This is a genomic window from Pimelobacter sp. 30-1, assembly GCF_018831735.1.
GTDB lineage: Bacteria > Actinomycetota > Actinomycetes > Propionibacteriales > Nocardioidaceae > Nocardioides.
The window spans coordinates 26189-39096 of sequence record NZ_NHTS01000001.1; the positions used below are offsets into that span (position 1 = coordinate 26189).

The window sequence follows — 12908 nt, forward strand, 5'->3', positions numbered from 1 at the left end:
CCGTGCATCCTCACACGGATCCGTGCAGGTTGCGGGCGGTCGGCGAGGTCGGCACGGTGCTCGGGTCGGGGGCGGTGCCGAACAGCCGGTCCGCCGTACCGGCGGAGGTGACGGTGAACCAGTAGTGCTCGCTCTTGTAGTGGTGCAGCCGGTGGTTGCGCCAGATCGTGCGGTAGCGCTCCGAGCGCGGCCGGTAGTCGCTGTGGAGCAGGTAGTGGGTCCACTCGTAGCCGGACTTGATCGCATAGACCGCCACCAGCAGCGTGAACATCGAGCTCGTCGTCGGCGTGACCAACCAGGCGACGGCGGCCCAGGTCGGCGCCAGGTAGAGCTGGACCTGCCAGGGGATGAAGACCAGCGGGAGGGCACGCGGGTCGGCGTGGTGGGCGCGGTGCTTGCGGGCGAGGAGGGGGTCGATGCGCACCCCGGCGACCCGGCGGGGACGCCAGTGCAGGATGCCCACGTGGACCACCCACTCCACGACCGGCAGGATCGCGACCAGGCCGACCGGGATCGCCAGCTCCCACCAGCTGCCGGGGCCGGCGAGGACCCGGCCGGTAATCGCGGCGCCGAGGGCCGCGGTGAGCAGGTAGGGGCTCGGGTGCCGCCAGAACTCGCGCAGCACCTGACCCATCGTGAGGTTCGTACGACGGGCGTCGCTCGCGACCTGCTGCTCGGCGAAGGCCTCGACCTCGCGCGGGCTCACTGGTCCGCCTCCACCGCGGCGAACGCCGACAGCAGCGCCTCGGCGGTCGGGGTGAGCACCCGGGTGGCCGCGGCGCGCGCGGTCGCCGCGTCGCCCGCCCGGATCGCGGCGGCGAGCAGGCGGTAGGGCTCGACCTGGCCGACCTCCTCGGCGAGGAGCGTCCCGAGCGCGGGCAGCGCCGGCTCGTACGCCGTGCGCAGGCTGTTGAACATGAGCCGGAAGACGATCGAGTCGGCGCCGTCGACGAGCAGGTCCCAGAAGTCGAGGGCGCCGAGCTGCCAGGTGACCGGGTCGGTCGTCGTACCCATCCGGGTGAGGAGCTCGTCGAGCTCGGTGGCCAGCACCGGCCCGCCGCGGGTGGCGGCGAGCGCCGCGATCCCGGGCCCGACCTCGGCCCGGGCCTCGATCACGCTCCGGGCGATCGCCGCGTCGAGCCGCCCGCCGCGCACCAGGAGCCGGGGCAGCAGGTCGAGGCCCGCGGCCCGGCGGTAGTCGCGGACCAGGGTCGCCCCGCCCTGGCGCACCTCGACCACCCCGGTCTGCGCGATCCGCTGGAGCGCCTCGCGCACCGCGGGCCGGGAGACGCCGAGCACCTCGGCGAGGCGGCGTTCGCTGGGCAGGGACTCGCCGACGGTGAGCTCGCCGTCGACCACGCTGTCGAGCAGCTGGTCGAAGACCTCGTCGGACAGGGTGCGGCGGGTGACGGGACGCAGGGCCATGCAGGGACCGTAGACCGGACTGGTCCGGTGGTCAAGTGGTCTTACCTGTATGCGGTTTGGGACCAAACCGCGGGGATCTCAGCGTGACCTCCGCCGCCGAGCTGGAGCCGTGGGGACCGAGCAGCCCGGCGACGAAGGGTGGGGACCGCCCCCCGGCGGCCCGCCCCGGACGAGAGATGCAGAGGGACTGGCCTCGCCCGGTACCGGGGAGACGCACCAGCGGCTGCGAACCTGACGGTTGCGCCGCGAGTTCTTCCGGCGACGGCCCCGCGCGTGCGCTGAACCACACCCTCCGCCCCGCGCCGCGACGCCCAGGAGCCGCCTCGTAGGCTGCTGGTGTGGTGCGGTGGTGGAGCGTGCGGTTGTGGGGTGCCCACCTGCTCGGACTCCTCTGCGTCAGCATCGCGGTCGGCATGGGCCTGTGGCAGTACGACGCCTGGCAGACCCGGCGCGCGGCCGAGCGGGTCGACCTGACCAAGTCCGAGCCCGTCCCGATCACCGAGGTGATCGGCTCCGACGACCCGTTCCCGACCGCCGGCCTGGGCCGCCCGGTCGAGGTCCGTGGGACCTTCCTGCCCGCCGGCACGGTGCTCGTCGCCGACCGGCCCAGCGACGACGGGCGCTCCGGCTCCTGGCTGGTCACCCCGCTGACCGTCGGCGACGCGACCGCGCCCGCCGTACCGGTGGTGCGGGGGTGGGTCCCCGACGGCACCGACCCGGCCTCCCTGCCGGCCCCGCCGACCGGTGAGGTCGACGTCCTCGGCTGGCTCCAGCCCCCCGAGGGCACCGGCAAGGTCGACGACGACCCGAACGACGACGTCCTGCCCGAGCTGCGGATCGCCGACCTGGTCCAGCGCGTCGACCAGGACCTCTACGGCGCCTACGTCGTCGCCGAGGTCCCGCTGCCGGCCGACGCCGCCGCCGGGGTCGACCACGCGACCCTCGACCAGCTCCCCGAGGCGAGCCGGTTCACCGCGCTGCGCAACATCCTCTACGCGATCGAGTGGTGGGTCTTCGCCGCCTTCGCGGCCTTCATCTGGTTCCGCTATGTGCGCGACGCCACGGCCGAGCCGGACCTCGAGGAGGCCGACGCCGAGGACGCCGGGGACGACGCCGTACCCTCGAAGCCGTGACCAAGCTCTTCAACGTCTACCGCGCGCTGGCGCTCGTGGTCGGCGTGCTGCTCGTCGTCGGCACCCTCGGCTCGCTGCTGAAGTACCTGCTCGAGGACGGCTCCACCCTGCAGCAGCTCGGCGACGACCTGACGCCGATCTGGCTGGTGCACGGCTGGATCTACATCGTCTACGTCGTCGTGGCGTTCCTGCTGAGCCAGAAGGCGCGCTGGAGCATCCCCCAGCTGCTGCTCATGCTCATCGCCGGGCTGATCCCGGGACTCATCTTCTGGGTCGAGCACCGGGTGGCCGTCCGCCTGCGCGAGGACCACCCGGAGCTCGCCCGCAGCTAGTCAGCTCTCCGGGCGCGGGTCTCAGAGCCTCAGCCCTGCTGCGGCTCCTCCGGGAGCGGGTCGGTCAGCGGGTCCGGCGTCGCGGCCGGCTCCGGCGCGTTGTCGACCGCCTGGGGCTCCACGGCCGGAGGAGCCGGCGGGGTTGGGGGCGCCGGCGGCTCGGGGACCGGCGGGGGCGTCGGCGCGGGCGGAGGGGTCGGGACGGACGGTGCCGGGGGCGGCGGCGTCGTACCGGCGGGCTCGGGGGCGGACTGCCACAGCGACGCGTCGTCGGCCCCGCCGGCCTGCAGCTTCTTGGCGATGGTGGCGACGAGCGCACCCAGCGCGCCGAGCACCACCAGCTTCTTCAGCTTCTTCATCCCGAGCTCTCCTTCGACCAGTGGGGCGACCCGGTCGGGCCGTTCGTCCATCCCACCATGGCACGGGACGGGGCCAGGACACGAGGTCAGTAGGATCGAGGGCGTCCGCATCACCGATGCACCACTCACCCCGATCAGCCGGAGACGAGGCACTTCCATGGCAGCGCAGCAGGCCGTCCTCAAGACCAACAAGGGCGACATCACGCTCAACCTGTTCCCGAACCACGCACCGGAGACGGTCGCGAACTTCACCGGCCTCGCCAGCGGCGACAAGGCGTACGACGCCGGCAACGGCGCGACCGGTCCGTTCTACGACGGCCTGACCTTCCACCGGGTCATTCCGGGCTTCATGATCCAGGGCGGCTGCCCCCTCGGCACCGGCACCGGCGGCCCGGGCTACCAGTTCAAGGACGAGCCGCACCCCGAGCTCGTCTTCGACAAGCCCTACCTGCTCGCCATGGCCAACGCCGGCCCGGGCACCAACGGCTCGCAGTTCTTCATCACCGTCGGCGCGACCACCTGGCTCAACTTCAAGCACACCATCTTCGGTGAGGTCGCCGACCAGGCTGGCCGCGACGTCGTCGACGCGATCGCCGCCGTCCCGACCGGCGCGATGGACCGCCCCGTCGAGCCGGTCGTCATCGAGTCCGTCGAGCTCGTCGGCTGAACACCTCCGCGATCTCACGATGAGCACCCCTCCGGTCGGAGTGCCGACCTGCTACCGGCACTCCGACCGCGAGACCTACATCCGCTGCCAGCGCTGCGAGCGTCCGATCTGTCCGGACTGCATGCGCGACGCCTCCGTGGGCTTCCAGTGCCCTGACTGCGTCGCTGAGGGCCAGCGCTCGGTACGCCAGGCCAAGACGGCGTACGGCGGCGCGATCTCGTACAACCCCGGCGTCACCTCCGCGGTGCTCATCGCGATCAACGTCGCCGTCTGGGTGGCGATCACGGCCACCGGAGGCAGCCGCAGCCCCCTGATGACCTGGCTGTCGGTTCATTTCGTGGGTCGGTGCCAGGACGGCGAGTCGGTCTTCCGCACCAGCCAGCAGATCTGCGATGCCGGGATCCAGGCGACCTGGATCCCCGGACTCCAGGACGGCGCCTGGTGGCAGCTCGTCACCGGCTCCTTCGTTCACGTCCAGCCGTGGCACATCGCGATGAACATGATCGCGCTGTGGCAGCTCGGTCCCATCGTGGAGCGGCTCGTCGGCCGGGGTCGCCTGGTCGTTCTCTACCTGGTGTCCAGTGCGTCGAGTGCCCTCGCCGTCTACTGGCTCGCCGACGAGCTCACCATCACCGTAGGAGCCTCCGGGGCGATCTTCGGCCTCCTGGCCGCGATCCTCGTCGCCGGCTGGAGGTCGGGCGCGGACCTCTCGATCTTCCGCACCACCATCATCTTGGCGGTCATCATCAGCGTCCTGCCCGGGATCTCCTGGCAGGGCCACCTCGGTGGGTTCATCGGCGGCGGGCTCGCCGCTGCGATCCTCGCCTTCGCGCCCCGCGGTGAGCACCGCACCTTGATCCAGACCGCGGGGCTCGCGGCGCTGGCGGCCGTCGTCCTGGCCGGGGTCGCGCTCCGGGTCTGACCCACCCCCGCCGCCGAAGTCGGGCGGTTGCTGGGCCGAAGTCAGGTGGTTGCTGGGTCGAGGTGTGGGTTTCGTGCGCCCTCAGCCCGCCGGAACCTGCCACCTCGAGGGGCGAACCTCGCTCCTTCGCCGGTCGAACCCTGCTACTTCGTCGGGTGGGCGGCGGCTATCCCCAGGTTTCTCCACCGATGTGGATGAATGACAGGGGTGTAGTTCTCCCCAGCTGTGGAGAAACCTGGGGGAAAACGAGCGCCGCGCCGGTGCCCTGGCGGGCGACCGGCGCGGCGTACGACGTGCGGGTGGGTGGGCGCGGGGCCTACTCCCAGCGGGTGGCGAAGGCGAAGCCCACGGCCATGAAGCCGATGCCGACGAACAGGTTCTTCTGTCCGAGGTCGGTCATGATCGGGATGTCGGCCGGGTCGTTGCCGGTGAGGAAGATGTAGAAGACGCAGATCCACAGCAGGCCGATGAGGAAGCAGCCGAGCATGCCGACCACGACGCCGCGGCCGCGGCCCAGCGGGGTCTTGGGGTGCGCCGAGAAGATCAGGCCGGCGAAGAACAGCAGGAACCCGATCAGGTAGTTCTTGCCCTCGAGGTCCTGGAGGAACGACGGGCCGCCGGCCGGGTTGGGCTTGCCCTTGGCGTTGATGCTGCCGAAGCCGTCGGTGGGCCGGATGCCGAAGTAGTAGTACAGGATCCAGGCGATACCACCGAGGATCAGCAGCAGGGCGATGGCGAACCGCAGGCTCATCACCGGGCCGCGGTCGGGGTCGCCGAAGACCTCGCGCTCCTTGCGCTTCGACAGGCGGGTCGGCTTGGCCACAGGGGGCTCCTCGGTGAGACTCGGTGGCCGCTCGCTCGCCCCTGCGGGCGCGCGCTCGACCAGTGGTGGACACTGTCAGTATGACGGGTAGCCACGCCGGAGGTACGACGGGCCGCCGAACCGGGTCCGGGCGCCGGTCCCTGGGGTGGCGGATCGGCACGCCTGTCGTGGCCCTGCTGAGCGGCAGCCTCCTGGCCGTCTCGGCCACCAACAGCGAGGGAACCGACCTGCGTCCGGGCCGCTACACCGACCTCGCGGGGCTGGTCGAGGGCGAGGCCGCGAACTACCGGACGGTCGAGGACCGGTTCAACAAGCTCTCCGACGAGGTCGAGCGGCTCAGCGCCGGCGTCAAGGACAAGAGCGTCGACGAGGCCCGCGGCGAGATCGCCCAGCTGCGCGATCCCGCGGGGATGGCCCCGCACGCCGGCCCGGGTCTGCGGATCACGCTGTCCGACGCGCCCGAGGACCTCGTCGACGACGCGGTCGAGCGCAACAAGCAGGCCGAGCCCGACAAGCGGGTCAACCTCAACCGCTTCGTCGTCCACCAGCAGGACATCCAGGCGCTGGTCAACGCGCTGTGGAACGGCGGCGCGAGCGCGGTGACCATCGCCGGTCAGCGGGTCATCTCCACGACCGGCATCAAGTGCGAGGGCAATGCGGTCCAGCTCCAGGGCGTGCCCTACCCGCAGCCCTACGTCATCGAGGCGGTCGGCGACCCGTCCGAGCTCTACTCGAGCGTCGCCACCGACCACATCGTCGCCGGCTACCGCACCGACTCCGAGAACCCGGAGATCGGGATCGGCTGGTCGCTGGACTTCAAGGAGCGGGTCGAGGCGCCGGCGTACGACGGCGTCGTCGACCTGCACTACGCGAAGCCGCTCCGCTAGGCGTCGGCGGCAGCGCCGGCACCCGCCCGTTGCTCTGTCCGCCGCCACCCGGGACGGGGGGCGGGTCGAGCGGGTTGAGCGGGTCGGTCCCGGCCTGGACCTCGGCGCCGTCGGAGATGCCGTCGCCGTCGGTGTCGGGGTTGTTCGGGTCGGTGCCGCGGGTGGCCTCGTCGGCGTCGGACAGCCCGTCGCCGTCGGTGTCGACCGGGGTCGGCGGCGCGGTGTAGGTCGAGATGAAGATGTAGACCCGGTTGCCCTGGTCGAGCGGCTCGCCCGGCGCGGGGTCCTGCTCGGTGACCCTGCCCTTCTTCTGGCTGGAGTCGTCGGCCGAGGCGTCGCGCACGACCGGCTCGAAGCCGGCGTCCTTGATCTTCTGGACCGCGTCGGCCTGCTTGAGACCGACCAGCGGCGGCACCTGCTCGGGCCCGTCGGAGATGCACAGCTCGACGGTCGCGTCCTTCTCGATCATCGTGTTGGCAGGCGGCACCTGCTCGACGACGGTGCCCTTCTCGTCGTCGGTGTCGCACTCCTTCTCAGTGATGTTGCGGCGCAGGATGCCCTGGGCCAGGAGCGTCTGGATCGCTTCCTTCTTGGGCATCTTGACCACCGACTGCAGCGCGAACTGGCCGGGGCCGATCGAGACGACGAGGTTGATCTTGGTGTCGGGCGCGACGTAGTCATCGCCCGCGGGGTCCTGCTCGATGACCTGTCCGGCCTCGATGGTGTCGTCATTGCGGACGCTGACCGTGCCGACCTGGAGGCCGGCCTCGCCGATGGCGTTGCGCGCGTCCTCCTCGCTCATCCGTACGACGTTGGGCACCCGCTTGTCGGTCGGGGTGTCGTCGAAGAGCCGGGGCCACACGATGTAGGCGGTGGCGATGATGGCGGCGATGAGCAGGCCGAGGACCACCCACAGGCCGACCTTGCTGCGCCGCTCGTCATCGCGCGCGGGCGGCAGCGGCGGGCGGATGGCGGTCTCGCCGCCGGCGGGCGGCGGCGGGGTCGGCGGGACGGCGGCGGTGACGCCGGTCGACTCCGGCGCGACGGCCTGGACCGGACGGCCCGCGAGGTAGCGCTCGATGTCGGCGCGCATCTGCGCGGCGGACTGGTAGCGGTCCTCGACGCGCTTGGCGAGGGACTTCATCACGATCGCGTCGATCTCGGGCGTGAGGTCGTCCTCGTGCCGCGACGGCGGTACGGCGGGCTCCCGGACGTGCTGGTAGGCCACGGCCACCGGCGAGTCACCGACGAACGGCGGCCGCCCGGTGAGGAGCTCGTAGAGCAGGCAGCCGGCGGAGTAGACGTCCGAGCGGGAGTCGACGGTCTCGCCGCGCGCCTGCTCGGGGGAGAGGTACTGCGCGGTGCCGACCACGGCCGCGGTCTGGGTCATCGAGGACTGGGCGTCGCTCATCGCGCGCGCGATGCCGAAGTCCATCACCTTGATGTCGCCGGACGGCGTCAGCATCACGTTGCCGGGCTTGATGTCGCGGTGGATGATCCCCGCGCGGTGGCTGTAGTCGAGCGCCGAGAGCACACCACTGGTGATCTCGAGGGCACGCTCGGGCAGGATCTTGCGCCCCTCGCGCAGGATGTCGCGCAGCGTCCGGCCGGCGACGTGCTCCATCACGATGTAGGGGACCACCTCGGTGCTGCCGTCGGGCTGCGCCGTGCGCTCCTCGCCGGTGTCGTAGACGGCGACGATCGCGGGGTGGTTGAGCGAGGCCGACGACTGCGCCTCGCGGCGGAACCGGGCCTGGAAGGTGGGGTCGCTGGCCAGGTCCGAGCGCAGTCGCTTGACCGCCACGACGCGGCCGAGGCGGGTGTCGGTGCCCTTGCGGACCTCCGCCATGCCGCCGCGGCCCAGCAGCTCGCCGAGCTCGTACCGCCCGCCGACGACGGGCCGGCCCGAACCGGGTTCGGTCGGGGGAGTGCTCATTCCGTGCCTCTCGGAAGGGTCAGCGGGCTGCTGGTGTCGGTGGGTGTGTCGGTGGGGGTGTCGGTCGGCTCCGGCTCGCCCCAGTAGTAGACGATGATGGAGTCGCCTTGGTTGAGGTCTCCGCTGCGTGAGAAGCGCGACACCGTGCCGGCGGCGCAGGTGCCGTCGTTGGGCTGGCTGTCCTGCTCCCAGCTGACCTTGAGCTTCTCGGCGCGCAGGTCCGCGACGGCGACCCGGTAGTCCTTGAAGCAGGTGTACTCGTCCTCGTCGACCGAGACCGAGGTGTCCTGGGTCGTCGGCGGCGTGGTCGGCTCGGTCGGCGTCGTCGGCTCGGTCGGCGTCGTCGGCTCGGTCGGGGTGTCCTCGGTGGTCTGCTCCGTCGTCGGCGTGGTGCCGGCGTCGGGGTCGTCGTCGCCACCACCGCGGCCGATGAGCACCGCGGCGATCGCGACCGCCGCGACCACCAGGAGGATCACCGCGATGGCGATCGGCCAGGGCGACTTGCGGCGCTCCTCGCCCGGGTCGTCGCCGGCGTAGGCGGCCGGTGTGTCCAGGCGGCGCATCGGCTCGGCGGGCGTGCGGGGGCCCGGGGTGGGCACCGGGACGGGGACCGGCGGGACGACGCCGGTGAGCACCCGGGTGCCGTCGTCGTCGCCGAGCGGGGAGGACGCCGCGCCGGTGGCGGCCGCGACCGACGGGTCGCGCAGGGCGGCCGCGAAGGCCGCGCCGTCGTCGTACCGCTCGGCGGGCTCCTTGGCCAGCGCTCGTCGTACGACGGCCGCGAGGGGGCCCGGGATGTTGGGGGGCAGCTGCGGCACCGGCTGCTGCAGGTGCGCGAGCGCGGTGGCGACAGGCGTCTCGGCCTCGAACGGACGGCGTCCGGTCAGGCACTCGAAGGTCACCACGCCGAGCGAGTAGACGTCGGAGGCGGGCGTGGACGGGTTGCCGCGCGCCTGCTCCGGGCTGAGGTACTGGGGCGTGCCCATCACCGAGCCGGTCCGGGTCAGCGCGACCGAGTCGGCCGCACGGGCGATGCCGAAGTCGGTGATCTTGATCTTGCGGTCGGGCGTGACGAGCAGGTTGGCCGGCTTGACGTCGCGGTGCACGATGCCCGCCCGGTGGGCCACGCCGAGCGCGTCGGCGGCCTGGGCCATCAGGTCCTGGACGACCGCCACGTCGAGCGTGCGGCCGCTGTTGCGCGCGCCGGCGAGCAGCGTCGAGAGCGGCTGGCCGTCGACCAGCTCCATCACCAGGTACGGCGGGTGGTCGTCGTCGCCGGCGCTGTAGTCGTAGACGCCGGCGATGCCCGGGTGGTGGAGCGCCGCGGCGCTGCGGGCCTCGCCGTCGAAGCGGGTGCGGAACATCGGGTCGTGGGCGTACTCGGCCTTGAGCACCTTGACCGCGACCGGCCGGTTGAGCCGGGTGTCGGTCGCCCGCCAGACGACACCCATACCGCCGGTGGCGATGCGGGAGTCGAGCCGGTAGCGACCGGCCTGGTCGGCGTAGCTGCCCTGGACGTCGTTCACTTCTTGAGCACCGCTTCCATCACTGCCTTGGCGATCGGGCCGCCGAGCTGGCCGCCGGCGATCTCGTTGCACGCCCGGTCGGGCGCCTCCTCGATCATGACGGCCACGGCCACCTCGGCGTTGTCCGCCGGGGCGTACGAGACAAACCACGCGTAGGGGGGCTTGCCGCCCGCCGAGCACCGGGTGGAGGTGCGCTGCGCGGTACCGGTTTTGCCGGCGACCTTGACGCCGGGGATCGCCGCGGGCGAGGCGGTGCCGTTGTCGACGACCGAGACGAGCAGGTCGGTCAGCTCACGGGCGGTCTGGGGCGAGACCGCGTCGTTGAGCTTGTCGGGCTCGGTGGTGCGCAGCACGTCGAAGCCCGCGGTCTGCACCTGCTCGACCAGGTAGGGCCGCATGAGCGTGCCCTGGTTGGCGATCGCGGCGGTGACCATGGCCATCTGGAGCGGCGTCGACTGGACCTCGAACTGGCCGATGCCGGTCTGCGCGGTCTCGGCGTCGCTGAGCTCGCGGGTGCCGCCGCCGTCCTTCTCGCTGAGGGGGACGCCGGTCGGGTAGACCGACTGGGCCTGACCCTTGAGGTCGAGCAGGTAGTTGCTGTTGAAGCCGAACTTCTCGGACTGCTCGCGCATCTTCTCGGGCCCGACCTCGACGGCCAGGTGCGCGAAGGTCGTGTTGCACGACCAGTCGAGCGCCGTCGCGAACGAGATCTTGCTCGGGTTGCACTGGCTGCGGCCGTCGTTGCCGATGGTGCGCGTGGTCCCCGGCGCCTGGTACGTCGCCCCGGCCGGGACCTGGTCGTCGCCGTGGTACTTGCCGCTCTCGATCGCCGCCGCGGCGGTGACGAGCTTGAACGTCGAGCCCGGGAACAGCCGGGTCTGGATGGCCCGGTTGACCAGCGGGTCGCGCGGGTCCTTGTCGAGGCGCTCGTAGGCCGAGGCCGCGCTCTTGAAGTCGTGGGTGGCCAGCTCGTTGGGGTCGTACGACGGGTAGGACGCCATCGCCAGCACCCGCCCGGTCTTGGGCTGGATCGCCACGACCGAGCCCTCGCCGCGCGGGCCGAGGGTGTCGCGCAGTCCCTCGAAGGCGGCCTTCTGGGCTGCCGCGTTGAGCGTCAGCACGACATTGCCGCCCTGGGTCTGGTCGCCCTTGAGCAGGTCGACGAGCCGGGTCACGAACAGCTGGGGGTCCTCGCCGGTGAGCACGGCGTTCTGGCTGCGCTCGATGCCGGTCTGGCTGCCGAGCTGGAGGTAGCCGGTGATCGGCGCGAACATCCGGGCGCCCGAGGCCGGGTAGACGCGCAGGTACTTGTAGCGGTCGTCGGAGGGCCGGCTGGTCGCGACCGGCTCGTCGCCGACCAGGATCTGGCCGCGCTCGCGGCTGAACGACGCCTCGGCGACCCGGGCGTTGCGCGGGTCGGTGTTGTAGTCCTCGGCCTTCCAGAACTGCACGTAGGTCACGTTCGCCATCAGCGCGAGGAAGAGGAACATGCAGAAGATCGAGACCGTGCGGATCGGCTTGTTCATCGCGGCACCGCCTTGACCACCTGGGTGGCCTCCACGTCGGGGTCGTCGGCATCGGCGGTCAGGTCGGGCAGCGGCCGCCGGGCCTGGTCGGAGATGCGGAGCAGGATCGCCACGATCACCCAGTTGGCGACGAGCGAGGAGCCGCCGTACGACAGGAAGGGTGTGGTCAGACCGGTCAGCGGGATCAGCCGGGTCACGCCGCCGATGACGACGAAGACCTGCAGCGCGACGACCGCGGCCAGGCCGGTCGCGACGAGCTTGCCGAAGCCGTCGCGCGAGATCAGCGCGGCGCGCAGCGCACGCTCGACGACGAGGCCGTAGAGCAGCAGGATCGCGATCACCGCGGTGAGACCGAGCTCCTCACCGATGGCGGCGAGAATGAAGTCCGACTCGACGTAGGGCACCCGCTGGGGCATGCCCTCGCCGAGGCCGCGGCCCATCAGGCCGCCCCAGGCGAAGCCGTAGAGCGCCTGGACGAGCTGGTAGCCGTTGCCGTTGGGGTCCGCGAACGGGTCGAGCCAGATGTCGACCCGGTTCTGCACGTGGGCGAAGATCCGGAAGGCGACCGTCGCGCCGCCGAAGAAGAGCAGCCCGCCGACCACCAGCCAGCCCGGTCGCTCGGTGGCGACGTAAAGCATGATCAGGAAGAGGCCGAAGAACAGCAGGCTCGAGCCCAGGTCGCGCTGGAGCACGAGGATGCCGAGGCTGACCACCCACATCATCAGGATCGGGCCGAGGTCGCGGCCGCGGGGCAGGTCGACGAAGACGACCCGGCGTCCGGCGAGCGCGAGCGCGTCGCGGTGGACCACGAGGTAGCCGGCGAACGTGATGACCAGCAGCAGCTTGGCGACCTCGCCGGGCTGGAAGCTGAAGGGCCCCAGGGAGATCCAGATCTTGGCGCCGTTGATGGAGGTGCCCAGGCCCGGGATCATCGGCAGGATCAGCAGCACGATGGCGGCCAGGCCCGAGGTGTAGGTGAACCGCGCGAGCAGGCGGTGGTCGGGCAGCGCGATGAGCGTGCCGATGAAGAGGGCGACGCCGAGCGTCATCCAGGTCAGCTGCTGGCTGGCCAGGCTGGTGTCGCGGGCCAGGTCGATCCGGTGGATGACGGCGAGGCCGAGGCCGTTGAGGGCCGCGACCACGGGGAGCAGCACGGGGTCGGCGTACGGCGCGACGAGGCGGACCGCGATGTGGGCGCCGACCACGAGGATGGCCAGCCAGCCGCCGTACCCGAGGAGGTTGGTGGGGACCTCGCCGTCGACGCCGAGGCCGACCGCGGCGTAGGCGCCGATCCCGACGATGAGCGCCAGGATCAGCAAGAAGAGCTCCGCACCCCGCCGGCGGCGGTGCACGAAACCCATCAGGGCGGAGT

13 protein-coding genes are annotated in these 12908 nt (G+C 71.8%); 5 read left to right on the forward strand and 8 right to left on the reverse strand.

Annotation, left to right across the window (positions count from 1 at the left end):
* Positions 1-10 precede the first annotated feature (10 nt).
* A complete protein-coding gene (locus tag CCO04_RS00130; protein WP_308281090.1) occupies positions 11-706 on the reverse strand; it encodes a sterol desaturase family protein in 696 nt (231 codons plus the stop codon).
* Complete coding sequence (locus tag CCO04_RS00135; RefSeq protein ID WP_215812073.1) at positions 703-1425, reverse strand: FadR/GntR family transcriptional regulator; 723 nt, start codon at positions 1423-1425, stop codon at positions 703-705. Before CCO04_RS00135 ends, CCO04_RS00130 begins: the two co-directional genes overlap by 4 nt.
* A gap of 338 nt (positions 1426-1763) precedes the next feature.
* On the opposite strand from CCO04_RS00135, the gene CCO04_RS00140 reads away from it, so the two are divergent.
* Both CCO04_RS00140 and CCO04_RS00145 read left to right on the forward strand, forming a co-directional pair.
* Positions 1764-2558, forward strand: coding sequence for an SURF1 family protein (locus CCO04_RS00140; RefSeq protein ID WP_215812074.1), 795 nt, complete (start codon positions 1764-1766; stop codon positions 2556-2558).
* Positions 2555-2890, forward strand: coding sequence for a DUF3817 domain-containing protein (locus CCO04_RS00145; RefSeq protein WP_215812075.1), 336 nt, complete (start codon positions 2555-2557; stop codon positions 2888-2890). Before CCO04_RS00140 ends, CCO04_RS00145 begins: the two co-directional genes overlap by 4 nt.
* 29 nt (positions 2891-2919) lie before the next feature.
* Here CCO04_RS00145 and CCO04_RS00150 read toward each other — a convergent pair whose 3' ends face one another.
* The gene (locus tag CCO04_RS00150; RefSeq protein ID WP_215812076.1) at positions 2920-3300 is read right to left on the reverse strand and encodes a hypothetical protein; all 381 of its coding nucleotides are present in this window, start codon (positions 3298-3300) and stop codon (positions 2920-2922) included.
* 106 nt (positions 3301-3406) lie between these two features.
* On the opposite strand from CCO04_RS00150, the gene CCO04_RS00155 reads away from it, so the two are divergent.
* Together CCO04_RS00155 and CCO04_RS00160 are read left to right on the forward strand one after the other, a co-directional pair.
* The gene (locus CCO04_RS00155; protein ID WP_215812077.1) at positions 3407-3916 is read left to right on the forward strand and encodes a peptidylprolyl isomerase; all 510 of its coding nucleotides are present in this window, start codon (positions 3407-3409) and stop codon (positions 3914-3916) included.
* 19 nt (positions 3917-3935) lie between these two features.
* On the forward strand, positions 3936-4838 hold the full coding sequence (locus CCO04_RS00160) for a rhomboid family intramembrane serine protease (protein WP_215812078.1): 903 nt from the start codon (positions 3936-3938) through the stop codon (positions 4836-4838).
* Between the two features lie 316 nt (positions 4839-5154).
* Here the strand turns inward: CCO04_RS00160 and CCO04_RS00165 are convergent, their stop codons facing one another.
* Complete coding sequence (locus CCO04_RS00165) at positions 5155-5661, reverse strand: cell division protein CrgA (RefSeq protein ID WP_257753017.1); 507 nt, start codon at positions 5659-5661, stop codon at positions 5155-5157.
* A gap of 80 nt (positions 5662-5741) precedes the next feature.
* Between CCO04_RS00165 and CCO04_RS00170 the strand changes: the two genes are divergently transcribed.
* Positions 5742-6548: a DUF881 domain-containing protein gene (locus CCO04_RS00170; RefSeq protein ID WP_215812079.1), complete on the forward strand. Its 807-nt coding sequence runs from the start codon at positions 5742-5744 to the stop codon at positions 6546-6548.
* Here CCO04_RS00170 and pknB read toward each other — a convergent pair.
* Genes pknB through CCO04_RS00190 form a run of 4 tightly spaced genes read right to left on the reverse strand, consistent with a single transcriptional unit; the run spans position 6478 to position 12897 of the window.
* The gene (gene pknB, locus CCO04_RS00175) at positions 6478-8484 is read right to left on the reverse strand and encodes a Stk1 family PASTA domain-containing Ser/Thr kinase (RefSeq protein WP_215812080.1); all 2007 of its coding nucleotides are present in this window, start codon (positions 8482-8484) and stop codon (positions 6478-6480) included. The genes CCO04_RS00170 and pknB overlap by 71 nt on opposite strands.
* On the reverse strand, positions 8481-10010 hold the full coding sequence (locus CCO04_RS00180) for a serine/threonine-protein kinase (protein ID WP_215812081.1): 1530 nt from the start codon (positions 10008-10010) through the stop codon (positions 8481-8483). The genes pknB and CCO04_RS00180 overlap by 4 nt, the downstream gene beginning before the upstream one ends.
* A complete protein-coding gene (locus CCO04_RS00185; protein ID WP_215812082.1) occupies positions 10007-11536 on the reverse strand; it encodes a penicillin-binding protein 2 in 1530 nt (509 codons plus the stop codon). Before CCO04_RS00185 ends, CCO04_RS00180 begins: the two co-directional genes overlap by 4 nt.
* On the reverse strand, positions 11533-12897 hold the full coding sequence (locus CCO04_RS00190) for an FtsW/RodA/SpoVE family cell cycle protein (protein ID WP_215812866.1): 1365 nt from the start codon (positions 12895-12897) through the stop codon (positions 11533-11535). Before CCO04_RS00190 ends, CCO04_RS00185 begins: the two co-directional genes overlap by 4 nt.
* Between the last annotated feature and the right edge of the window lie 11 nt (positions 12898-12908).

Bases quoted from the DNA above. Each gene is read 5' to 3' on its own strand.
- CCO04_RS00190 (WP_215812866.1), bottom strand. From the start codon at position 12,897: ATGGGTTTCGTGCACCGCCGCCGGCGGGGTGCGGAGCTCTTCTTGCTG.
- CCO04_RS00170 (WP_215812079.1), top strand. From the start codon at position 5,742: ATGACGGGTAGCCACGCCGGAGGTACGACGGGCCGCCGAACCGGGTCC.
- CCO04_RS00160 (WP_215812078.1), top strand. From the start codon at position 3,936: ATGAGCACCCCTCCGGTCGGAGTGCCGACCTGCTACCGGCACTCCGAC.
- CCO04_RS00155 (WP_215812077.1), top strand. From the start codon at position 3,407: ATGGCAGCGCAGCAGGCCGTCCTCAAGACCAACAAGGGCGACATCACG.
- CCO04_RS00150 (WP_215812076.1), bottom strand. From the start codon at position 3,300: ATGGACGAACGGCCCGACCGGGTCGCCCCACTGGTCGAAGGAGAGCTC.
- CCO04_RS00185 (WP_215812082.1), bottom strand. From the start codon at position 11,536: ATGAACAAGCCGATCCGCACGGTCTCGATCTTCTGCATGTTCCTCTTC.
- pknB (WP_215812080.1), bottom strand. From the start codon at position 8,484: ATGAGCACTCCCCCGACCGAACCCGGTTCGGGCCGGCCCGTCGTCGGC.
- CCO04_RS00135 (WP_215812073.1), bottom strand. From the start codon at position 1,425: ATGGCCCTGCGTCCCGTCACCCGCCGCACCCTGTCCGACGAGGTCTTC.